Consider the following 20,574-nt stretch of genomic DNA (forward strand, 5'->3'; position numbering starts at 1 on the left):
AGTTCAGACGGCATCGCCGCCGACAATGCCCAAACAGAAAGCCCGCCATGACCGCATCCATGTACATCCTTTTGCTGCTTGCCTTGATTTTTGCCAACGCCCCCTTCCTCACGACCAAGCTGTTCGGCATCGTACCGCTCAAGCGCAAACATTTCGGACACCACCTGATCGAGCTGGCGGCAGGTTTCGCGCTGACCGCCGTTCTTGCCTACATCCTCGAATCCCGTGCGGGAGCGGTACACGATCAGGGTTGGGAGTTTTACGCCACCGTCGTCTGCCTGTACCTGATTTTTGCGTTTCCCTGTTTCGTGTGGCGGTATTTTTGGCACACGCGCAACAGGGAATAGGCAGGCATAGGAATGCCGTCTGAAACCCTTTCAGACGGCATTTGTTTCATTCAAGTGCAGGCCGGCATCGCTGTGCCGGCACGTTTCAGCCGGCGATATACGCCGGTTTTAATATTTGCGGGCGACTGCAAATTCTGCCAACTGCCGCAGGCGCAGGGCTTTGTCGCCGAAGGGTTCGAGCAGCGCGACCGCTTCGGCAACCAGTTTGTGTGCGTATGAGCGCGCCGCTTCCAAGCCCATCAGTTTCACATAAGTCGGCTTGTCGTTGTCGGCATCTTTGCCCGCCGTCTTGCCCAAAGTCGCCGTGTCCGCTTCACAATCCAACACATCGTCAATGACTTGGAACGCCAGCCCCAGTTTTGCCGCATAATCGTCCAATACCGCCAGACTGTCTTCAGACAGATTCGGGCAAGACATTGCCCCCAATAAAACCGCGGCACGGATTAGCGCACCCGTTTTCAGGCTGTGCATCTGTTCCAAATCGGTTTGGGCCATCTGCTTGCCGACATTCGCCAAATCGATTGCCTGACCGCCCGCCATACCCATGCTTCCGCCCGCTTTTGCCAACACCGACAACATTGCCAACTGGCGTGCGGCGGGCAGTTCTGTCGGACGGCTCAATACGTCAAACGCCTGCGTCTGCAAAGCATCGCCGGTCAGTAGCGCGGTGGCTTCGCCATATTTCACATGGCAGGTCGGTTTGCCCCGGCGCAGGCTGTCGTTGTCCATCGCCGGCATATCGTCGTGAACCAGCGAATAGGCGTGAATCATCTCGATTGCCGCCATTGCCTGTCCTACTGCTTCATGCACGGCTTCGCCCAATTCCGAAGCCGCCAGAACCAGCATCGGCCGCAGGCGTTTGCCGCCGTCCAAAGCCGCATAACGCATCGCTTCGTGCAGCGTGTGCGGGATTTCGTTTTCAGACGGCAAAAAGCGTTCCAGCAGCAGCTCTGTCTGTGCCTGCGCCCTCTGTTGCCACGCTTTCAAATCATTCGTCGGATTCAAGGTTCAACTCCTTCAGCCCGTCCGCATCCAAAACCTGTAATTTCTGTTCGACTTGCGCCAGCTTGGTTTGGCAGTATCTGACCAGCTCGTTGCCTTCCTGATAGGCGGCAAGCGCGTCTTCCAAGGGCATTTCGCCCTGCATAGCTTGTGTCAGCGATTCAAGGCGCGACAAGGCTTCTTCAAACGATTTCGGGGCGTTTTTCTTCATCGTGTTTCCTTTTCGGTTGAAACCCCGCCACTTGGACATCTGTCCTTCGGGGCGGTAGAATCAGACTTTATTTGGGAGGGGTGTAAGCCCTTCCAAATCAGGACGACACATAGGGCGGTGCTTTAAGTGTCGTCCTGCGTGTTGGAACATAGTTTCGGATGTTCCGGTAAAAAGCGGATTGTAGCATTTTTGAAAAACGGATGCCGTCTGAAACCCGAATCCGGTTTCAGACGGCATTGTTTTGTCCTGCAAACGGCAAGGCGTTACCCGGGCAGTTCGTCGGTGATGCCCTGCAAAAAGGCGAGGCGTTCGGGGCTTGCCGCCCTGGTTTCGGCGGCGGCTTTGAAGGCGCAGCCGGGTTCGGCGCGGTGGGTGCAGTTGTGGAAGCGGCATTGCCCGACAAGGTGGCGGAAATCGGGGAAATAGCGCGGCAAATCGGCGGCTTGGAGGTGGTGTAAACCAAATTCTTGCAAACCCGGGGAGTCGATGAGTTGGGTTTCGCCGTTCAAATCATAAAGCCGGGCGTGGGTGGTGGTGTGTTTTCCCGAGTCGAGTGCGGCGGAAATGTCGCCGGTGCGGGCGGTTTGGCTGCCCAAAAGGGCGTTGGTCAGGGTGGATTTGCCCATACCGCTCTGCCCGAGCAGGATGTTGCTGTGCCCTTGCAGGGCGGGGCGCAGGCTGCCGGCGTTTTCCAGTGCGCGGGTTTCGATGACGGGATAACCCAGCGTTTCGTAGAATTTGAGTTTTTCGCGCCAAAGGGCGGTTTCGGGCAGGTCGGCTTTGTTCAGGACGATGACGGCGCGGATGCCGGCGGCTTCGGCGGCAAGCAGGGCGCGCTGTAGCAGCCGCACGCTCGGACTCGGGACGGCGGCGGTTACGATGAGGAGTTGGGTAACGTTGGCGGCAATGAGTTTGGTTTTCCACGCGTCTTGGCGGTAGAGCAGGCTTTGGCGCGGTAAAAAATCTTCAATCACAACTTGTTCGGCGTTGACGGGGCTGATGCGGACGCGGTCACCGCAGGCGAAATCGACGCGTTTTTTGCGGGTGCTGGCTTCGTAGGTTGTGCCGTCGGGCGTGCGGACGATGTAGCGGCGGCCGTAGCTGGCGGTAATTTGGGCGGTGTCGTTCATGGTTTCTTTGGGGTTGGGTGTGGAAATGCCGTCTGAAAACGGGTGTTCGGACGGCATCGGTTCAGTCGTGCTGCCACTCGACATGCTCACTTAAGAAGCCGCCGCTCTGGTGCGCCCAGAGTTTGGCGTAAAGCCCGCGTTTTTCGAGAAGTTCGGCGTGCGTGCCTTCTTCGATGATGCGGCCTTTGTCGAGGACGACGAGCCTGTCCATTGCGGCGATGGTGGAGAGGCGGTGGGCGATGGCGATGACGGTTTTGCCGTCCATCATTTTGTCGAGGCTTTCTTGGATGGCGGCTTCGACTTCGGAATCGAGCGCGCTGGTGGCTTCGTCCAAAAGAAGAATCGGTGCGTCTTTGAGCATCACGCGGGCGATGGCGATGCGCTGGCGTTGCCCGCCGGAGAGTTTCACGCCGCGTTCGCCGACGTGCGCGTCGTAGCCGCGCCGCCCTTTGGCATCGGAAAGGTCGGGGATGAAGCCGGCGGCTTCGGCGCGTTCGGCGGCAGAAACCATTTCGGCATCGGTCGCGTCGGGGCGGCCGTAAATAATGTTGTCGCGCACGGAACGGTGCAGCAGCGAGGTATCTTGCGTGACCAAACCGATTTGGGCGCGTAAAGATTCTTGGGTGACGCTGCTTATGTCCTGCCCGTCAATCAAAACCGTGCCGCTTTGCGGTTCGTAGAAGCGCAAAAGCAGGTTGACGATGGTGGATTTGCCCGCGCCGCTGCGTCCGATCAAGCCGACTTTTTCGCCGGGTTTGATATTCAGGTTAAAGCCGTTGAGCAGCGGTTTGCCGGCTTCGTAGGAGAAATCGACGTGTTCGAATTTGATTGCGCCTTGCGGCACATTCAGCGGCAGGGCTTGGGGCTTGTCGAGGATGGTGTGCGGTTTGGACAGGGTTGCCATGCCGTCGCCGACGGTGCCGATGTTTTCAAACAGCCGCGCGGATTCCCACATAATGTATTGCGACAGCCCGTTGACGCGCAACGCCATGGCGGTGGCTGTAGCAACCGCGCCCACGCCGACCTGCCCGTTGTGCCAGAGCCAGATGCCCAGTGCGGCGGTGGAGAGGGTCAGGGAGGTGTTGACGATGAAGCTGCACGAATGCAGCAGCGTCGCCAGCCGCATTTGGGCGCGCACCGTAACCATAAATTCTTCCATCGACTGCTTGGCATAGGCGGCTTCACGCGCGCCGTGGGAGAAGAGTTTGACGGTGGCGATATTGGAATAGGCATCGGTAATGCGGCCGGTCATCAGCGAGCGGGCATCCGCCTGCCATGCGGCGGTTTGCCCCAATTTGGGAATCAGCAGGCGCATCACCGAAGCGAAACCGACAATCCAGCCGATAAAGGGCAGCAGCAGCCATGAGTCGAGCGAGGCGAGAATCACGCCGGAGGTAATGAAATACACCGACACATAAACGACCATATCGGCAACCGTCATCACCGCGTCGCGCAACGCCAGCGCGGTCTGCATGACTTTGGCGGACACGCGTCCGGCAAATTCGTCCTGATAAAAACCGAGGCTTTGGTTCAGCATCAGGCGGTGGAAGTTCCAGCGCAGGCGCATGGGGAACACGCCCTGAAGGGTTTGCAGGCGCACGTTGGACGCGGCAAACGCCCACGCAACCGAAAATACCATCATCGCCGCCATTGCCGCCAGTTCCCAACCTTTTTCGGCAAACAGTTCGGCGGGCGCGTATTTGCCGAGCCACTCCACGATTTTGCCCATAAATTGAAAAACCAGGGCTTCCATAATGCCGATGCCGGCGGTCAGCGCAGCCAGGGCGGCTATCCATTTCCGCACGCCGGCCATGCTGCTCCAGACAAACCGCCACAAGCCTTTTTCTGGCGTTTTCGGGGCGGCTTCGGGATAAGGGTCGATTCGGGACTCGAACCAGGAAAATATTTTGTTCAACATTGTTTTCGATTTCGGTAAAACAGTTTCAGACGGCATCAAACACAATGCCGTCTGAAAGGAAGGACAATAACGCCATTTTACGGGAAAAGCCGTCGGGAAGACAGCGCGAGGCGGAAACGCAGGGTTTCGTCAGGGCAAACGCCGCGCCGCCTTCAGGCGGCATTATTTCAGCAGGTTTTTCAAAGCAAGGCGCACGCCTTCGCCCACGTCCGTCCCCTCCGGAACGCCTTTGACCGCCGCTTTTGCTTCGCGTTCGCTGTAACCCAGCGCAAGCAGCGTGCCGACGATGTCTTCCGTTTCGTCGGCGGCGGGTGCGGCGGCAAACAGCCCGTCCGTTACCGCATGCGTGACCAGCTTGCCGCGCAGTTCCAAAACCATGCGTTCGGCGGTTTTTTTGCCGATTCCCGGGGCGGAGGAGAGGCGTTTGACATCTTCTTCTGCAACCGCCTGCGCCAGCTCGTCTGCCGTCATCGCCGACAAAATGCCCAAAGCCGTTTTCGCGCCGATGCCGCCGACCTTGATCAGTTGGCGGAATGTTTTGCGTTCTTCCGCAGTGGCAAAACCAAATAAAAGATGTGCGTCTTCCCGAATGATAAGCTGGGTAAACAGTTGTACGCTTTCACCCACGGGCGGCAGGTTGTAGAAGGTCTGCATCGATACGTCGGCCTCATAGCCGACACCGTTGACATCGATGACGATTTGCGGAGGGTTTTTTTCAACCAGTTTGCCGGTCAGTCTGCTGATCATGTATGCCGAATCCTGAAGTGTCGGGTGCAAAATGCCGTCTGAAACCGGTTCGGGCTTCAGACGGCACGGATTGTATCAAATTCAGTCGTCGCGGCGGGAGGAAATCACGCGGCCGGTACGGGCATCGACAACGACTTTGTATTCCTGTCCGTTTTTGACGATTTCGACATCATAGTGCGGACGGCCGTTGTCGTGTTCGAGATCGATGTCGGTGATTTTGCCGCCGACACGCGCCAACGCTGCTTTTTCGGCTTGGGCGCGGCTGATGATTTTGTCTTGTTTGCTGTGTTGGTGTGCGGCGTGTCCGTGGTCGTCATCGCCGTGTCCGTCGTGGTGGGCGAGTGCGGGGGCGGAAATGCCCATCAGTGCGGTTGCGGCGGCGGTCAAGAGAAGGCGTTTGAAGTTCATGTTTTGCTCCTGCGAAGTATCTGGTGGTGTTTGAAGGACGTAAAGGCGGGACATCAACCGGCGGTTAATACCGCCCGAACCATACCGCGCGCCTGAGCTTCGGCCTCGGCGGCGCGTTCCTGCGAGGCAAACGGTCCCATTTTGACGACGTATTCGTAACGGCGTTTTTCAACCGAGAGGTTCGGGTTTGATGCCGATGAAGCCAGGTTTTGGGCGGCTTGGTTCAGATAGGCTTGTGCTTCGTGTTCCGTACCGAAAGATTTCAAGTCGATGAAGATGTCTTTGTTTTCGGCAACCGGTGCGGATTGGCCCGGGACGATTTGTTCGATTTTGACGTGCGCCGTCCCTTGGTTGACAAAGCCCAATTTTTGCGCGGCGGCTTTGGATACGTCGATGATGCGGTTGCCGTGGAAGGGGCCGCGGTCGTTGACGCGGACGATGACGCTTTTGCCGTTTTTGGTATTGGTTACGCGCACATAGCTGGGGATGGGCAGGGTTTTGTGGGCGGCGGTAAAGGCGTTCATATCGTATCGTTCTCCGCCGGAAGTTTTGCGCCCGTGAAACCTGCCGCCGTACCACGAGGCGTTGCCGGTTTGCGTGAATTCGGCGACTTGGTTTTTCGGCGTGTAGCGTTTTCCGGCGACTTTGTAGCTGCGGTTGGCGGAGGCGTGCAGTTTTTCTGCCCTGACCACTGCGTCGGCGGATGCCGTCTGAAAGGAATGTATGCCGAATGCGGCGGTGAGGAGGAAAAGGGTTTTTCGGGTTAAAGTCAAAACGTGTTCCGTTCTTGAGTTGAAGACGAATGGGCATCATGCCCTACGGACACGTTCCGAACCGCTGCACGCTGCGGCAGCGGTTCGGAATGTATCCGAACGGTTTTCAGAAGGCATGAACTTGCGTTCAAACGCCGCCTGCGTAACCGTGTTGCCGCCACGCTTCAAAGAGAATCACGGCAACGGTATTGGAAAGGTTCATACTCCGGCTGCCGGGCTGCATGGGCAGGCGGATTTTTTGCGCGGCGGGCAGGCTGTCGAGGATGTCGGCAGGCAGTCCGCGCGTTTCCGGCCCGAACAGTAAAACGTCGCCTTTTTGAAACGCGGTTTCATCGGGGCGCGCCGTGCCTTTGGTGGTCAGGGCGAAAATGCGCCTGCCTGCGAGTGCCTTGAGGCAGTCGTCGAAGTTTTCGTACACCGTCAGGCTGGCGAATTCGTGGTAGTCGAGCCCGGCGCGTTTCATTTTGGCGGAATCCAATGGGAAGCCGAGCGGTTTGACAAGGTGCAAATCCGCGCCGGTATTGGCGCACAGGCGGATGATGTTGCCCGTGTTCGGCGGGATTTCCGGCTGGTATAAAACGATGGTAAACATAAATATCAATCACTTATAGGCGCGTAACCTTGCCACAAGGCGGATGGGGTGTCAAAAAATTTAGTTATTTTTTCATTGGCGTGCGTGCCAGCGTCCAGCAGCAGATTCGGTTTGCGCCCGATTTTTTCAGCGTCTTTGCCAATTCGTCCAGCGTCGCGCCGGTGGTAAAGACATCGTCGATTAACAGAATATTACAGTTTTCCGGTATCGGTGTGCGGATTTCAAAGGCGTTTTTGATGTTTCGCCGCCGTTCGCCGCCTTTGAGCGTGCTTTGCGGCGGACGGTGGTGTCGGAATACGGTGTGTCGGGGCAGTATCTGCCAGCCGTAGCGTTGTGCCAACAACCCGACGATGCTTTCACTTTGGTTGAAGCCGCGTTGCAGCAGCCGCTCCCTGCTTAGCGGTACGGGCAGGACGAAATCGAAACATTCGTCTGCAAGCCGGTCGGGCGGATTCTGCATCATCAGGTCTGCCAGCGGCTGCACCATGCTCAAATCAGCCAAGTGCTTCAGCGCGTGTATCATATTGCTGACGGGCGGTTCGTAATGCAGCGAAGCCCACATCCGGTCGAATGCGGGCGGTTTTTTCTGACAGCCGCCGCACACCGCGCCGCCTTGAACGTGCATGAAACACAGGGGGCAGCTGTTTGCCGCGTCGGTGCGGTATGCCGCCAAATCGTCGCGGCAGCCGGCGCAGATGCCGTCTGAAACGCCGGACGAACCGTGGCATAATACGCAACGCCTGATAGTGGGCGCGTCTGCGATGCGCCGCCAACAAGAGAGAAAATCCATGCCTGATGCCGTCAAAAAAGTTTACCTGATACACGGTTGGGGGGCGAACCGCCACGTGTTCGACGATTTGATGCCGCGCCTGCCTGCAACGTGGCCGGTGTCCGCCGTCGATTTGCCCGGACACGGCGACGCGCCCTTCGCGCAACCCTTCGATATTGAGGCAGCCGCCGACGCTGTTGCCGCACAAATCGATACGCCCGCCGACATTCTCGGCTGGTCGCTCGGCGGATTGGTCGCGCTGTATCTGGCGGCGCGCCATCCCGACAAAGTCCGTTCGCTCTGCCTGACGGCGAGTTTCGCACGGCTGACGGCTGACGAAGACTATCCCGAAGGGCTTGCCGCGCCTGCATTGGGCAAAATGGTCGGCGCGTTCCGAACGGATTATGCCAAACATATCAAACAGTTTCTACAACTCCAGCTTTTGCACACGCCTGATGCGGACGGAATCATAGGCAGAATCCTGCCCGATTTGGCGCGCTGCGGCACGCCCTCCGCCTTACAGGAAGCTTTGGACGCGGCGGAAAGGGCGGATGCGCGGCATTTGTTGGACAAGATAGATGTTCCGGTACTGCTGGTGTTCGGCGGCAAAGACGCGATTACGCCGCCGCGCATGGGCGAGTATCTGCACCGCCGTTTGAAGGGCAGCAGGCTGGTTGTGATGGAAAAGGCGGCACACGCGCCGTTTTTGAGCCACGCGGAAGCGTTTGCCGCGCTGTACCGCGACTTTGTTGAAGGGGTTTTAGATGAACCATCAGGACGCACGCTGGCAGGTTTACCGCCATCTTGCCGAACATGCCGACCAACGCCTGACACTCGTCCGCAACGCGCCCAAACATATCCTGCTTGCCGGGGCGGATGCGGACATCAGCCGCAGCCTGCTGGCGAAACGCTATCCGCAGGCGGTATTTGAAGAATACGATTCCCGTGCGGATTTTTTGGCGGCGGCGGCAGCCGCGCGCAAAGGCGGTTTTTGGCAAAGGTTTGCGGGTAAGGGCGTGGTGCAGCACTGCCAATCCCCGACCGCGCCGCTGCCCGAAGCGTGTGCCGATATGTTGTGGTCGAATCTCGGACTGTTGGCGGCGGAAAGCATCGTCCCCGTGCTGCAAAATTGGGCGCGCGCGCTGAAGACGGACGGGCTGCTGTTTTTCACCTGCTTCGGGCGCGATACCTTGGCGGAACTGAAATGCCGTCTGAAAGAAAACGGCATTGAAAGCCGCAGTGTGATGTTTCCCGATATGCACGACTTGGGCGATATGCTTGCTGAAAACGGGTTTTACGACCCCGTTACCGATACGGCGAAGCTGGTGTTGGATTACAAAAAGGCGGAAACGTTTTGGGCGGATATGGACACGCTGGGCATCTGGCGGGCGATGGCGTGGAACGATGAAAACGCCGCGCGTTCGTGTGTCGGGACAATATTTGAGCGGGAAGGCGGTTTGGGCATTACGCTGGAAACGGTGTACGGACACGCCGTGAAAAAACTGATGCTGCCGCAGGGGGAGAACGTGGTGCAGTTTTTTCCGAAGAGATGATGTGCAGATGCCGTCTGAAGCTGTTTCCAAGTTTCAGACGGCATCTGTCTGTGAAAACCGATAGAAATAAAGGAAATGCCGATGTATGCCGATGCCGGAGACGTATATTGCGTCTATAACTTCAGACTGAAGCAGTACACTGCCTGCCAGGTTACCCGAGTTGAAGAACACGGTGGGAAAAAAGCATATGCAACCCTGCTGGCTTTGGACTGGCAGGGCAACAAACCGCTTGGGGCGGCGGAGCTGGCGGATTTGAAACCGCTTTACAAAGACTTTATGTATTGGGAACGCGGTCTGCACATGTATAAGGCAAGTGCCGTCGTGCCGACGGGATATGTACGGGTTGGGAATACCGCGCCGCTGGTCGGCGAAGACACGCAACGGTATGCCTCTTTTTGGGGCGACGGCTACGACGTGTACCGTCAGTTGAGATGGCAGCAGATACCCGAAAAACAGAGAAAGGCATTCAAAAAAGCCGCCAAAAGCAAAAAGACCGTGATGTTTGCCGGACGGGAATACGGCATATCCAAACAGAATTTGAGCGATGTTTGGGATGATTTTGAAAACGCGATGGAACTGAAGGCGTTTCCCTGCCTGTCTTCGCTGTTTCTGACCAAATGGCATAAAAATCTATATGATAGTGGATTAACAAAAACCAGTACGGCGTTGCCTCGCCTTAGCTCAAAGAGAACGATTCTCTAAGGTGCTGAAGCACCAAGTGAATCGGTTCCGTACTATTTGTACTGTCTGCGGCTTCGCCGCCTTGTCCTGATTTTTGTTAATCCACTATAAAAACAGGAATTTTTAAATAGAGGCAATGCCGTCTGAAACTTGGTAACGGGCTTCAGACGGCATTTCGTTCCAATACCGCCAACACCGCCGCACCGTAACGTGCGGCTTTTTCTTCGCCTACGCCGTATACGGCGGCAAGCTCCGCCAAGCCTTCCGGCTGTTTGGCGGCAATGGCGCGCAGTGCGGCTTTGCTGAGAATGCGGTAGGGTTCGGACTGTTCGTGTTTTGCCGTTTCGCCGCACCATTGGATCAGGGCGCGCATCAGGCGGCGTTTGCGTTTGGCGGTTTCATCGATGCCGTCTGAAAACGGACGGCAGACGGCGAGGATGTCCCGTCCGTATTTGGCGGCGCGTACGCTGCCCAAGCCGTGTACGCCTTCGAGGTCGGTTTCGGTTTCGGGCGTATCGGCAAGCATATCGGCAAGGCTTTCGTCGGAGAGGACGGCATGCAGGGCGCAGTTTTCCGCCCTTGCCTGTTCATACCGCCAGGCCTCGAGTTTTTGACGCAGTTGTTGTTCGCGTTCGGTTTGCGGACGGATGACCGCGTCGCGGCTGAAGCCGGCGGCGTTGCGGCAGACTTCGAGTATGCCGTGTCCGAAACGTTCGGTTTTGGCTTCGCCCAAGCCGTAGATGTCGTGCAGCCCGTTGAGGTTTTGCGGCATTTTTTCGACAAGGTCGCGCAGGGTTTTGTCGCCGAAAATCATATAGGCGGGGATGCCTTCGGCTTCTGCCTGTTTCATACGCCAAACGCGCAATGCCTGCCACAGGCGTTCTTCGCGTTCGGTACGCAGCCAGTTGTCTTTGAGGGTGCGGGCGGCGGGCTTGTCGCGCTTGAGCGGACGCAGCATCACTTCGGTTTCGCCTTTGAGGACTTTTTTGGCGGCTTCGGTCAGTTGCAATGCCTGATATCGGGTAATGTTGACGGTGAGGTAGCCGAGGCTGATACACTGGCGGATGACGCTGCGCCATTCTTTGTCGGACAACTCCGTACCGATGCCGAATGTGGACAGTTGTTCGTGCCGGTTGCCGCGTATCCAATCGTCGCTTTTACCTCGCAAAAGGTTGGTGATGTAACCGGCGGCAAAACGTTGTCCGGCGCGGTACACGCAGCTGAGTAATTTTTGCACCAACACCGTGCCGTCAAACCGTACGGGCGGATGCAGGCAGTTGTCGCAATGGCCGCAGGGTTCGGATGCTTCGCCGAAATGTTTGAGCAGCAGTACGCGGCGGCAGGCGGCGGTTTCGCAGACGGCAAGCATGGCATCGAGTTTTTGCATTTCGATTTGCTTTTGCACCTCGTCGCTGTTGCCTTCGGCAATCCGTTCGCGCAGCAACACCCAATCGTTCAAACCGTAACACAGCCAGCTCGCGGCAGGCAGCCCGTCCCGGCCGGCACGCCCCGATTCCTGATAGAAATGTTCGACACTCTGGGGCATATCGAGATGGGCGACAAAGCGCACGTCGGGTTTGTCTATGCCCATGCCGAACGCCACGGTCGCCACCACGATAATATTGTCTTCATGCGTAAAGCGGCGTTGGTTTTCCTCGCGCACGTCCATACTCAGACCGGCATGATACGGAATCGCGTTTAATCCGTTTTCACGCAAAAACTGTGCCACATCTTCCACCTTTTTGCGGCTTAAACAATACACAATGCCGCTTTGCCCCGTCATTTCTTTGCGGATGAATTCAAGCAGTTGTTTTTTGCCGTTGTTTTTTTCGATAACCTGATAATAAATATTCGGGCGGTCAAAGCTGGAGACAAATTCGTGCGCGTCGTCCAAGTGCAGATAATGCTTGATGTCGGCGCGCGTGGCGGCATCGGCGGTGGCGGTCAGGGCGATGCGCGGGACGTTCGGATAGCGTTCGGCAAGCATGCCGAGCTGTTGGTATTCGGGGCGGAAATCGTGTCCCCACTGGCTGACGCAGTGCGCTTCGTCAATGGCGAACAGGCTGACGGTTTGTTGGTCGAGAAAACGCAAAAAGCGGTCGGTAACCAAGCGTTCCGGTGCGACATAAAGCAGTTTCAGACGGCATTGGGCAAGCTTGTCGGCAATCTCGCGCGCTTCATCTGCCGATGTGCCGCTGTTGACTGCCGCCGCTTCGATGCCGGCGGCGTGCAGGTTTGCCACTTGGTCGTTCATCAACGCAATCAGCGGCGATACGACAACCGCCACGCCTTCGCACATCAGCGCGGGAATCTGGTAACACAAAGACTTGCCGCCGCCCGTCGGCATCAGCACCGTCAAACTCCCGCCGCCTGCCAAAGTATTGATGACAGCCTCCTGCCTGCCGCGAAATTCGGGATAACCGAATACTTCGTGCAAAATCTGTTTGGCGGTCGGTCGGTGCATGATGGTTCCGTGCTCGGTAAGGATGTTGATCGGTCGGCGGCAATATGCCGTCTGAAATCGGGATTTAGAAGAGTTTGCCCACTTCCGCCTCAATATCGCCGGCACGCATGAACGTTTCGCCGATCAGGAAGGTGTGCACACCGCGCGATTGCATAAATTCCACATCCGCCTTGCCTGTAATGCCGCTTTCGGTTACGACGGTTTTGCCTTCCAGCGCGGGCAGCAGCGACAGGGTTTGGTCGAGGGAGACTTCAAAAGTCCTCAGGTTGCGGTTGTTTACGCCCCACAACGGCGTGGTCAGGTTGCGGCATTTTTCCAATTCGGTTTCATCGTGCAGCTCGAGCAGGACGGTCATGCCCAATTCGTGCGCCACCGCTTCAAAGCGTTCCAATTGTTCCTGTTCCAGTGCTGCGGCAATCAGCAGGACGGCATCCGCCCCCCATGCGCGCGCCTGATAAACCTGGTATTCGTCGATGATGAAGTCTTTGCGCAGCACGGGCAGCGATACGGCTTCGCGCGCCTGTTTGAGGTATTCGGGCGAACCTTGGAAATAGGGTTCGTCGGTCAGTACGGACAAACACGCCGCTCCGGCGTTTTCATAGGCGCGTGCAATCTCGGGCGGTCGGAAGTCTGGACGGATCAGGCCTTTGCTCGGGCTTGCCTTTTTGATTTCGGCAATGACAGCGGGCAGGTTTAGACGGTGTTTGCCGCGTATCGAATCGATGAAGCTGCGGACGGGCGGTGCGTTTTCGGCAAGTGCGCGGATGTGTTCGGCGTTGACGGCGGCTTTTTGGGCGGCAACTTCCTGTGCTTTGGTGGCAAGGATTTTATTGAGGATGTCGGTCATGTCGGGCTCCGTATTCGTCTGGGGAAAGGGGGAATATTAGCATCAAACCGTTAACGACTGTTTGTGCGGAAGCTGTCGAAATAGGACAGGACGGTCTGCGGCAGCCATTGCAGGTGCAGCCTGCCGCCGGTGCTGCTGACAAAGCCGACATGACCACCGTGTGCAGGTTGGAACAGGGTAACGGCTTCGGACACTTCGTCCGGTGTCGGCAGCGCTTCGGGCGGCAGGAAGGGGTCGTTGGCGGCATTGAGCAGGAGCAGCGGTTTGGCAACGTGTTTGAGCAGCGGTTTGCAGGAAGTTTGGCGGTAGTAGTCGTGCCGATCGGCAAAGCCGTGCAGCGGTGCGGTGAAGCGGTCGTCAAACTCGCCCAGTGTTTTGCACCCTGCGGCAAATGCCGTCTGAAAACCTTGGAGCGACCGTGCTTTGGGTATCAGTGTGCGGAGGAAGTAGCGCGTGTAGAGCAGCCGTGTGATGCCGCTGTCGAAGCGGTTGCCTGCCGCCTCTGCATCGACGGGTGCGGAGATGACGGCGGCGGCTTGCGGCAGCGCGTTTTCGCCCTGTTCGCCCAAATATTTTGCCAGCGCGTTGCCGCCCAGCGATACGCCGACGGCGTATATTTCACGGTAACGCGCGGCGAGCGTGTCCAAAGTGAAGGCGATTTCGGCGGTATCGCCCAAGTGGTAGAACACCGGGGCGGTGTTCGCTACGCCGCCGCAGCTGCGGAAATGGACGACTGCGCCGTGCCAACCGCGGCTGCGTACCGCGAGCATCAGTTCGACCGCGTAATGGCTGCGGCTGCTTCCTTCCAAACCGTGAAACAGCACGACCAGCGGCGCATCGGGCGAAATGCCGTCTGAAAAATCGTAGGCGACTTTGGTTTTACCCGTGCTGTCGGGAAGCAGCTCGCGGCGGTATGTGGGTGCGGGGCGTTGCAGGAATTTGGCGGCAATCGTGTCGGCATTGCCGTTGCGGAGGAAAAAGGGCGTGTCCGGCGGTGTTAAAATCATAAGGTATCGGTTTTCTTGTTTTCAGACGGCATTGATGATGCGGCAGCCCGTCCGGCTGGTGCGGACGTGGGGGATGCGCGCCCGAATATAGGCGTGGAAAAGCGTTTGCCGAAAAAGGATATCGGCATCGGTCAGTTTTCCACGCGTTTGAAATGGCGCGGACGGAAGCCCAAAGCCGCCAGTGATGCGAAATACAGTCCGCCGCCGACGGCAATCAGGATGAAGAGCCGGGCGGCCTTTTGCATTCCGCCGGCGTGTGCCCAGTCGAACGGCAGCCAGATTTGGGCGGCATACAGGCCGCCTCCCATCACGGCGAGCGAGAGCAGCATTTTTGCCAAGAACGCTGCCCAACCCTTGCCAGGTTGGTAAATACCGTGTCTGCGCAACAGGTAAAACAACAATCCGGCATTGATACACGCGCCCAGACCGATGGCAAGCGAAAGTCCGACGTGTTTCAGTGGGCCGATAAAGGCAAGGTTCATCAACTGCGTGCAAATGAGCGTGAAGATGGCGATTTTGACGGGCGTTTTGATGTTTTGCCGCGCATAAAAGCCGGGCGCCAACACTTTAATCATGATTAAACCGATTAAACCGAAAGAATAGGCAATCAGCGCGTGTTGCGTCATCTGCGCGTCAAACAGCGTGAATTCTCGGTACATAAACAAGGTTGCCACCAGCGGGAACGACAACACCGCCAGTCCGACCGCCGCCGGCAGCGTCAGCAGCATGCACAGGCGCAAACCCCAGTCGAGCAGGGCGGAAAACTGTTCCGTATCTTGGTTTGCCGAGTGTTTGGACAAAGTCGGCAGCAAAATCGTACCGAGTGCCGCCCCCAGCACGCCGCCGGGCAGCTCCATCATGCGGTCGGCGTAATACATCCATGAAACGCTGCCCGATTGCAGATAAGACGCGAAAATCGTGTTGATAACCAAAGAAATCTGCGCCACGCTCACGCCCAAAATCGCAGGTGCCATTTGTTTCATGACGCGGTTGACCGCCGCATCTTTGAAATTCAGTTTGGGCAGTTTCAAAAAACCCAGTTTCGCCAACCAAGGGAGCTGAAAGCCGAGCTGCAAAATACCGCCGACAAAAACCGCCCAAGCCAGCGCGGTAACGGGAGGATCGAAATACGGCACGAAAAACAGCGCGAATACGATAAACGACACGTTCAGAAACGTGGGCGTAAACGCCGGAATGCCGAACTTATGATAAGAATTGAGTACCGAGCCGACAAAAGAGGAAAGTGAAATCAATAAGATATAGGGGAACGTAATCCGCAGCAAATCGATGGAGAGCTGAAATTTGTCGGCATCTTTGGCAAAACCGGGTGCGGAAACATAAATCACCCAAGGCGCAGCAAGTATGCCCAGCGCGGTAACGATGACCAGCACAAACGACAGCATCCCCGCCACATGGCGGATAAAAGCCTCCGTCGCCTCTTTAGAACGCGTTTCCTTATATTCCGCCAAAATCGGCACAAACGCTTGGGCAAACGCCCCCTCCGCAAACACGCGGCGAAGCAGGTTGGGCAGTTTGAACGCGACAAAAAACGCATCCGTCGCCATGCCCGCGCCGAATGCGCGCGCAATGACCGTATCGCGCACAAATCCCAAAACGCGCGACACCATCGTCAGGCTGCCGACTTTTGCCAAAGCTCCCAGCATATTCATCATTGTTCCTCAACAGTCGTACCCGTTTGGGGCAACGGCGCGTATTGTACGACAGAAACCGCTTCAGACGGCATCGGGTTTGATGCCGTCTGAAGCGGTTTCCCGAAACGAAAGCTTCCTTTTCCGGCGGCAAACTGTATCAACACGCGGAAATGCAATAAAATAGCCGGATTCCGATTGATTTCCAACATCTGTTTCCAACATCACGGAGAGCCGTATGAAATCCAGACACCTCGCCCTCGGCGTTGCCGCCCTGTTTGCCCTTGCCGCGTGCGACAGCAAAGTCCAAACCAGCGTCCCCGCCGACAGCGCGCCTGCCGCTTCGGCAGCCGCCGCCCCGGCAGGGCTGGTCGAAGGGCAAAACTATACCGTCCTTGCCAACCCGATTCCCCAACAGCAGGCAGGCAAAGTCGAAGTCCTTGAGTTTTTCGGCTATTTCTGTCCGCACTGCGCCCACCTCGAACCTGTTTTAAGCAAACACGCCAAGTCTTTTAAAGACGATATGTACCTGCGTACCGAACACGTCGTCTGGCAGAAAGAAATGCTGACGCTGGCACGCCTCGCCGCCGCCGTCGATATGGCTGCCGCCGACAGCAAAGATGTGGCGAACAGCCATATTTTCGATGCGATGGTCAACCAAAAAATCAAGCTGCAAAATCCGGAAGTCCTCAAAAAATGGCTGGGCGAACAAACCGCCTTTGACGGCAAAAAAGTCCTTGCCGCCTACGAGTCCCCCGAAAGCCAGGCGCGCGCCGACAAAATGCAGGAGCTGACCGAAACCTTCCAAATCGACGGTACGCCCACGGTTATCGTCGGCGGTAAATATAAAGTTGAATTTGCCGACTGGGAGTCCGGTATGAACACCATCGACCTTTTGGCGGACAAAGTACGCGAAGAACAAAAAGCCGCGCAGTAAGCCCGTTTGAAAAATGCCGTCTGAAACTTGGTTTTCAGACGGCATTTTGATTGGGTTTAAAACGTAAAGCCCGTTTCCAGTTCTTCATCGCCGACCAGTTCGACCAAGAGCGCGTAGAGCGGGGCGAGTTCGGCATAACGGCGCGATACGCGGCGCAGATAGTTTAAGAAACGCGGGATTTCGGGACGGTATTTGTCTTTGCCGTCACGGTAGTACAGGCGTGCGAAGATGCCTGCAACCTTCAAGTGCCGCTGCACGCCCATCCATTCGAACCAGCGGTAAAACTCGTCAAACGCTTCGGGGACGGGCAAGCCGGCAGCCCGCGCCTTTTCCCAGTAGCGGATAACCAAGTCCAAGACAAATTCTTCTTCCCATTCGATAAAGGCATCGCGCAACAGCGACACCAAATCGTAGGAAATCGGGCCGTAAAGCGCGTCTTGGAAGTCTAAAACGCCCGGTCTGCCGCGCGTCAGCATCAGGTTGCGGACGATAAAGTCGCGGTGCACATAGACTTTGGGCTGCGCCAACAGGGGCGGCAGCAGCGTATCGACGGTTTGCTGCCAAAGTTGGCGTTGTTTGAATGTTAATTCGCGCCCCAATTCTTTTGCGACAAACCATTCCGGGAACAGGTTGATTTCGCGCAGCATCGTTTCACGGTCATATTCGGGCAAAACCCCTTCACGGCTTGCCTTCTGCAATTCGACCAGCTCGCCGATTGCCTCCAAAAGCAGGGCTTTGTGCGCCGCTTCGCCCTGCTCCTGAAGCATCGCGGTCAAAAACGTCGTATTGCCCAAGTCGTTCAATACCACAAACCCCAAATCCGTGTCCGCGTGCAATACCTGCGGTACATTGACCATGTCAAACAGTTTCTGCACTTTCAAATAAGGTGCGACACTCATCTTGTCGGGCGGTGCATCCATGCAGACGACACTGCTGCCGTCTGAAAACGTTGCACGGAAATAGCGGCGGAAATCAGCATCCGCCGCCGCGAAGGACAGATCGAAGTCCCGTTCGGGATAGATGGTCTGAAGCCAATTTTTCAGTTCGGTTTGCCGTTGCATAACAGTACTAAAGCATTTCAGGTTACAATAAACGCTATTCTAACTGGCAAACCGACTTGAGGGGCGATTTTGGCTCGTTTATTTTCACTCAAACCACTGGTGCTGGCATTGGGCTTCTGTTTCGGCACGCATTGCGCCGCCGCCGATGCCGTTGCGGCGGAGGAAACGGACAATCCGACCGCCGGAGGAAGCGTTCGGAGCGTGTCCGAACCCATACAGCCTACCAGCCTGAGCCTCGGTTCGACCTGCCTGTTTTGCAGTAACGAAAGCGGCAGCCCCGAGAGAACCGAAGCCGCCGTCCAAGGCAGCGGCGAAGCATCCATCCCCGAAGACTATACGCGCATTGTTGCCGACAGGATGGAAGGACAGTCGCAGGTGCAGGTGCGTGCCGAAGGCAACGTCGTCGTCGAACGCAATCGGACGACCCTCAATGCCGATTGGGCGGATTACGACCAGTCGGGCGACACCGTTACCGCAGGCGACCGGTTCGCCCTCCAACAGGACGGTACGCTGATTCGGGGCGAAACCCTGACCTACAATCTCGAGCAGCAGACCGGGGAAGCGCACAACGTCCGTATGGAAACCGAACACGGCGGACGGCGGCTGCAAAGCGTCAGCCGCACCGCCGAAATGTTGGGCGAAGGGCATTACAAACTGACGGAAACCCAATTCAACACCTGTTCCGCCGGCGATGCCGGCTGGTATGTCAAGGCCGCTTCCGTCGAAGCCGATCGGGAAAAAGGCATAGGCGTTGCCAAACACGCCGCCTTCGTGTTCGGCGGCGTTCCCCTTTTCTATACGCCTTGGGCGGACTTCCCGCTTGACGGCAACCGCAAAAGCGGCCTGCTTGTTCCCTCACTGTCCGCCGGTTCGGACGGCGTTTCCCTTTCCGTTCCCTATTATTTCAACCTTGCCCCCAATCTCGATGCCACGTTCGCGCCCGGCGTGATCGGCGAACGCGGCGCGGTCTTTGACGGGCAGGTACGCTACCTGCGGCCGGATTATGCCGGCCAGTCCGACCTGACCTGGCTGCCGCACGACAAGAAAAGCGGCAGGAATAACCGCTATCAGGCGAAATGGCAGCATCGGCACGACATTTCCGACACGCTTCAGGCGGGTGTCGATTTCAACCAAGTCTCCGACAGCGGCTACTACCGCGACTTTTACGGCAACAAAGAAATCGCCGGCAACGTCAACCTCAACCGCCGTGTATGGCTGGATTATGGCGGCAGGGCGGCGGGCGGCAGCCTGAATGCCGGCCTTTCGGTTCTGAAATACCAGACGCTGGCAAACCAAAGCGGCTACAAAGACAAACCGTATGCCCTGATGCCGCGCCTTTCCGCCGATTGGCGCAAAAACACCGGCAGGGCGCAAATCGGCGTGTCCGCACAATTTACCCGCTTCAGCCACGACAGCCGCCAAGACGGCAGCCGCCTCGTCGTCTATCCCGACATCAAATGGGATTTCAGCAACAGCTGGGGTTACGTCCGTCCCAAGCTCGGACTGCACGCCACCTATTACAGCCTCAACCGCTTCGGCAGCCAAGAAGCCCGACGCGTCAGCCGCACTCTGCCCATCGTCAACATCGACAGCGGCATGACCTTCGAACGCAATACGCGGATGTTTGGCGGAGAAGTCCTGCAAACCCTCGAGCCGCGCCTGTTCTACAACTATATTCCTGCCAAATCCCAAAACGACCTGCCCAATTTCGATTCGTCGGAAAGCAGCTTCGGCTACGGGCAGCTCTTTCGCGAAAACCTCTATTACGGCAACGACAGGATTAACACCGCAAACAGCCTTTCCGCCGCCGTGCAAAGCCGTATTTTGGACGGCGCGACGGGGGAAGAGCGTTTCCGCGCCGGCATCGGTCAGAAATTCTACTTCAAAAACGACGCAGTCATGCTTGACGGCAGTGTCGGCAAAAAACCGCGCAGCCGTTCCGACTGGGTGGCATTCGCCTCCAGCGGCATCGGCAGCCGCTTCATCCTCGACAGCAGCATCCACTACAACCAAAACGACAAACGCGCCGAGAACTACGCCGTCGGTGCAAGCTACCGTCCCGCACAGGGCAAAGTGCTGAACGCCCGCTACAAATACGGGCGCAACGAAAAAATCTACCTGAAGTCCGACGGTTCCTATTTTTACGACAAACTCAGCCAGCTCGACCTGTCCGCACAATGGCCGCTGACGCGCAACCTGTCGGCCGTCGTCCGTTACAACTACGGTTTTGAAGCCAAAAAACCGATAGAGGTGCTGGCGGGTGCGGAATACAAAAGCAGTTGCGGCTGCTGGGGCGCGGGCGTGTACGCCCAACGCTACGTTACCGGCGAAAACACCTACAAAAACGCTGTCTTTTTCTCACTTCAGTTGAAAGACCTCAGCAGTGTCGGCAGAAACCCCGCAGACAGGATGGATGTCGCCGTTCCCGGCTATATCCCCGCCCACTCTCTTTCCGCCGGACGCAACAAACGGCCCTGA

General features: G+C 57.2%; 23 protein-coding genes and 1 pseudogene. 6 read left to right on the top strand and 18 right to left on the bottom strand.

What is annotated here, in order from left to right:
* The first annotated feature begins 47 nt into the window (after positions 1-47).
* Positions 48-347 (top strand): DUF2818 family protein, encoded by a 300-nt coding sequence (locus IUJ45_RS07595; RefSeq protein WP_002226942.1) that lies wholly within the window; start codon positions 48-50, stop codon positions 345-347.
* 108 nt (positions 348-455) lie between these two features.
* Here IUJ45_RS07595 and IUJ45_RS07600 read toward each other — a convergent pair whose 3' ends face one another.
* The 11 genes from IUJ45_RS07600 to IUJ45_RS07650 form a co-directional block, all read right to left on the bottom strand.
* On the bottom strand, positions 456-1,352 hold the full coding sequence (locus IUJ45_RS07600) for a polyprenyl synthetase family protein (protein ID WP_002245834.1): 897 nt from the start codon (positions 1,350-1,352) through the stop codon (positions 456-458).
* Positions 1,336-1,560: an exodeoxyribonuclease VII small subunit gene (locus IUJ45_RS07605; RefSeq protein WP_002236646.1), complete on the bottom strand. Its 225-nt coding sequence runs from the start codon at positions 1,558-1,560 to the stop codon at positions 1,336-1,338. The genes IUJ45_RS07600 and IUJ45_RS07605 overlap by 17 nt, the downstream gene beginning before the upstream one ends.
* A 60-nt stretch (positions 1,561-1,620) precedes the next feature.
* On the bottom strand, positions 1,621-1,797 hold the full coding sequence (locus tag IUJ45_RS11235; protein WP_079267043.1) for an exodeoxyribonuclease VII: 177 nt from the start codon (positions 1,795-1,797) through the stop codon (positions 1,621-1,623).
* 26 nt (positions 1,798-1,823) lie between these two features.
* A complete protein-coding gene (gene rsgA, locus IUJ45_RS07615; protein ID WP_002226945.1) occupies positions 1,824-2,747 on the bottom strand; it encodes a ribosome small subunit-dependent GTPase A in 924 nt (307 codons plus the stop codon).
* A gap of 4 nt (positions 2,748-2,751) precedes the next feature.
* Positions 2,752-4,608 carry an ABC transporter ATP-binding protein gene (locus tag IUJ45_RS07620; protein ID WP_002245835.1) on the bottom strand — a complete coding sequence of 619 codons (1,857 nt, stop codon included), beginning with the start codon at positions 4,606-4,608 and terminating at the stop codon, positions 2,752-2,754.
* Between the two features lie 25 nt (positions 4,609-4,633).
* On the bottom strand, positions 4,634-4,771 hold the full coding sequence (locus IUJ45_RS07625; protein WP_002240237.1) for a hypothetical protein: 138 nt from the start codon (positions 4,769-4,771) through the stop codon (positions 4,634-4,636).
* Positions 4,771-5,355 (bottom strand): Holliday junction branch migration protein RuvA, encoded by a 585-nt coding sequence (ruvA, locus tag IUJ45_RS07630; protein WP_082308673.1) that lies wholly within the window; start codon positions 5,353-5,355, stop codon positions 4,771-4,773. The genes IUJ45_RS07625 and ruvA overlap by 1 nt, the downstream gene beginning before the upstream one ends.
* Before the next feature lie 81 nt (positions 5,356-5,436).
* Positions 5,437-5,763 carry a PepSY domain-containing protein gene (locus IUJ45_RS07635; protein ID WP_002218661.1) on the bottom strand — a complete coding sequence of 109 codons (327 nt, stop codon included), beginning with the start codon at positions 5,761-5,763 and terminating at the stop codon, positions 5,437-5,439.
* Positions 5,764-5,816: 53 nt separating this feature from the next.
* Positions 5,817-6,536 carry a septal ring lytic transglycosylase RlpA family protein gene (locus tag IUJ45_RS07640; protein WP_002245836.1) on the bottom strand — a complete coding sequence of 240 codons (720 nt, stop codon included), beginning with the start codon at positions 6,534-6,536 and terminating at the stop codon, positions 5,817-5,819.
* A gap of 127 nt (positions 6,537-6,663) precedes the next feature.
* A complete protein-coding gene (gene trmL, locus IUJ45_RS07645; RefSeq protein ID WP_002215661.1) occupies positions 6,664-7,128 on the bottom strand; it encodes a tRNA (uridine(34)/cytosine(34)/5-carboxymethylaminomethyluridine(34)-2'-O)-methyltransferase TrmL in 465 nt (154 codons plus the stop codon).
* Between the two features lie 64 nt (positions 7,129-7,192).
* Positions 7,193-7,918 carry a ComFC family protein gene (locus IUJ45_RS07650; RefSeq protein ID WP_002228923.1) on the bottom strand — a complete coding sequence of 242 codons (726 nt, stop codon included), beginning with the start codon at positions 7,916-7,918 and terminating at the stop codon, positions 7,193-7,195.
* Here IUJ45_RS07650 and bioH point away from each other — a divergent pair.
* From bioH to IUJ45_RS07665, 3 genes and pseudogenes are all read left to right on the top strand, one after another.
* Positions 7,917-8,657: pseudogene (bioH, locus tag IUJ45_RS07655) on the top strand (pimeloyl-ACP methyl ester esterase BioH); the annotation flags it as partial. The gene IUJ45_RS07650 and the pseudogene bioH sit on opposite strands and share 2 nt — an antisense overlap.
* Before the next feature lie 4 nt (positions 8,658-8,661).
* Positions 8,662-9,450, top strand: coding sequence for a class I SAM-dependent methyltransferase (locus tag IUJ45_RS07660; protein ID WP_002245837.1), 789 nt, complete (start codon positions 8,662-8,664; stop codon positions 9,448-9,450).
* A 75-nt stretch (positions 9,451-9,525) separates the two neighbouring features.
* Positions 9,526-10,152, top strand: a complete 627-nt coding sequence (locus IUJ45_RS07665; RefSeq protein WP_232012969.1) for a hypothetical protein — start codon at positions 9,526-9,528, stop codon at positions 10,150-10,152.
* A gap of 142 nt (positions 10,153-10,294) precedes the next feature.
* Here IUJ45_RS07665 and recQ read toward each other — a convergent pair whose 3' ends face one another.
* From recQ to IUJ45_RS07690, 6 genes are all read right to left on the bottom strand, one after another.
* Positions 10,295-12,595, bottom strand: coding sequence for a DNA helicase RecQ (gene recQ, locus IUJ45_RS07670; RefSeq protein WP_082308674.1), 2,301 nt, complete (start codon positions 12,593-12,595; stop codon positions 10,295-10,297).
* A gap of 64 nt (positions 12,596-12,659) precedes the next feature.
* Entirely contained in the window at positions 12,660-13,442 is a 783-nt protein-coding gene (gene trpC / locus IUJ45_RS07675) for an indole-3-glycerol phosphate synthase TrpC (protein ID WP_082308675.1), read from the bottom strand.
* A gap of 50 nt (positions 13,443-13,492) precedes the next feature.
* A complete protein-coding gene (locus tag IUJ45_RS07680) occupies positions 13,493-14,449 on the bottom strand; it encodes a YheT family hydrolase (protein ID WP_082308676.1) in 957 nt (318 codons plus the stop codon).
* The gene (locus tag IUJ45_RS10995; protein WP_255304562.1) at positions 14,446-14,577 is read right to left on the bottom strand and encodes a hypothetical protein; all 132 of its coding nucleotides are present in this window, start codon (positions 14,575-14,577) and stop codon (positions 14,446-14,448) included. Before IUJ45_RS10995 ends, IUJ45_RS07680 begins: the two co-directional genes overlap by 4 nt.
* A gap of 3 nt (positions 14,578-14,580) precedes the next feature.
* The gene (gene murJ / locus IUJ45_RS07685) at positions 14,581-16,119 is read right to left on the bottom strand and encodes a murein biosynthesis integral membrane protein MurJ (RefSeq protein ID WP_105182954.1); all 1,539 of its coding nucleotides are present in this window, start codon (positions 16,117-16,119) and stop codon (positions 14,581-14,583) included.
* Positions 16,119-16,310, bottom strand: a complete 192-nt coding sequence (locus IUJ45_RS07690) for a hypothetical protein (protein WP_002260368.1) — start codon at positions 16,308-16,310, stop codon at positions 16,119-16,121. Before IUJ45_RS07690 ends, murJ begins: the two co-directional genes overlap by 1 nt.
* A 26-nt stretch (positions 16,311-16,336) precedes the next feature.
* On the opposite strand from IUJ45_RS07690, the gene IUJ45_RS07695 reads away from it, so the two are divergent.
* Positions 16,337-17,035 (top strand): thiol:disulfide interchange protein DsbA/DsbL, encoded by a 699-nt coding sequence (locus tag IUJ45_RS07695; protein WP_002224844.1) that lies wholly within the window; start codon positions 16,337-16,339, stop codon positions 17,033-17,035.
* A gap of 56 nt (positions 17,036-17,091) precedes the next feature.
* On the opposite strand, the gene amgK is transcribed toward IUJ45_RS07695, so the two are convergent.
* Positions 17,092-18,096 carry an N-acetylmuramate/N-acetylglucosamine kinase AmgK gene (gene amgK / locus IUJ45_RS07700; protein WP_002221582.1) on the bottom strand — a complete coding sequence of 335 codons (1,005 nt, stop codon included), beginning with the start codon at positions 18,094-18,096 and terminating at the stop codon, positions 17,092-17,094.
* Between the two features lie 69 nt (positions 18,097-18,165).
* Here amgK and IUJ45_RS07705 point away from each other — a divergent pair, with 69 nt between their 5' ends.
* Entirely contained in the window at positions 18,166-20,574 is a 2,409-nt protein-coding gene (locus tag IUJ45_RS07705) for an LPS-assembly protein LptD (protein WP_167459873.1), read from the top strand.

This window comes from Neisseria meningitidis, assembly GCF_022869645.1.
Taxonomy (GTDB): Bacteria; Pseudomonadota; Gammaproteobacteria; order Burkholderiales; family Neisseriaceae; genus Neisseria; species Neisseria meningitidis.

Bases quoted from the DNA above. Each gene is read 5' to 3' on its own strand.
- IUJ45_RS07595 (WP_002226942.1), top strand. From the start codon at position 48: ATGACCGCATCCATGTACATCCTTTTGCTGCTTGCCTTGATTTTTGCC.
- IUJ45_RS07660 (WP_002245837.1), top strand. From the start codon at position 8,662: ATGAACCATCAGGACGCACGCTGGCAGGTTTACCGCCATCTTGCCGAA.
- IUJ45_RS07635 (WP_002218661.1), bottom strand. From the start codon at position 5,763: ATGAACTTCAAACGCCTTCTCTTGACCGCCGCCGCAACCGCACTGATG.
- IUJ45_RS07650 (WP_002228923.1), bottom strand. From the start codon at position 7,918: ATGGATTTTCTCTCTTGTTGGCGGCGCATCGCAGACGCGCCCACTATC.
- rsgA (WP_002226945.1), bottom strand. From the start codon at position 2,747: ATGCCGTCCGAACACCCGTTTTCAGACGGCATTTCCACACCCAACCCC.
- amgK (WP_002221582.1), bottom strand. From the start codon at position 18,096: ATGCAACGGCAAACCGAACTGAAAAATTGGCTTCAGACCATCTATCCC.
- IUJ45_RS07690 (WP_002260368.1), bottom strand. From the start codon at position 16,310: ATGTTGGAAATCAATCGGAATCCGGCTATTTTATTGCATTTCCGCGTG.
- ruvA (WP_082308673.1), bottom strand. From the start codon at position 5,355: ATGATCAGCAGACTGACCGGCAAACTGGTTGAAAAAAACCCTCCGCAA.
- IUJ45_RS07620 (WP_002245835.1), bottom strand. From the start codon at position 4,608: ATGTTGAACAAAATATTTTCCTGGTTCGAGTCCCGAATCGACCCTTAT.
- trmL (WP_002215661.1), bottom strand. From the start codon at position 7,128: ATGTTTACCATCGTTTTATACCAGCCGGAAATCCCGCCGAACACGGGC.
- IUJ45_RS11235 (WP_079267043.1), bottom strand. From the start codon at position 1,797: ATGCCGTCTGAAACCGGATTCGGGTTTCAGACGGCATCCGTTTTTCAA.
- IUJ45_RS07605 (WP_002236646.1), bottom strand. From the start codon at position 1,560: ATGAAGAAAAACGCCCCGAAATCGTTTGAAGAAGCCTTGTCGCGCCTT.
- IUJ45_RS10995 (WP_255304562.1), bottom strand. From the start codon at position 14,577: ATGCCGATATCCTTTTTCGGCAAACGCTTTTCCACGCCTATATTCGGG.
- IUJ45_RS07625 (WP_002240237.1), bottom strand. From the start codon at position 4,771: ATGCCGCCTGAAGGCGGCGCGGCGTTTGCCCTGACGAAACCCTGCGTT.
- trpC (WP_082308675.1), bottom strand. From the start codon at position 13,442: ATGACCGACATCCTCAATAAAATCCTTGCCACCAAAGCACAGGAAGTT.
- IUJ45_RS07680 (WP_082308676.1), bottom strand. From the start codon at position 14,449: ATGATTTTAACACCGCCGGACACGCCCTTTTTCCTCCGCAACGGCAAT.
- murJ (WP_105182954.1), bottom strand. From the start codon at position 16,119: ATGAATATGCTGGGAGCTTTGGCAAAAGTCGGCAGCCTGACGATGGTG.
- IUJ45_RS07695 (WP_002224844.1), top strand. From the start codon at position 16,337: ATGAAATCCAGACACCTCGCCCTCGGCGTTGCCGCCCTGTTTGCCCTT.
- recQ (WP_082308674.1), bottom strand. From the start codon at position 12,595: ATGCACCGACCGACCGCCAAACAGATTTTGCACGAAGTATTCGGTTAT.
- IUJ45_RS07665 (WP_232012969.1), top strand. From the start codon at position 9,526: ATGCCGATGTATGCCGATGCCGGAGACGTATATTGCGTCTATAACTTC.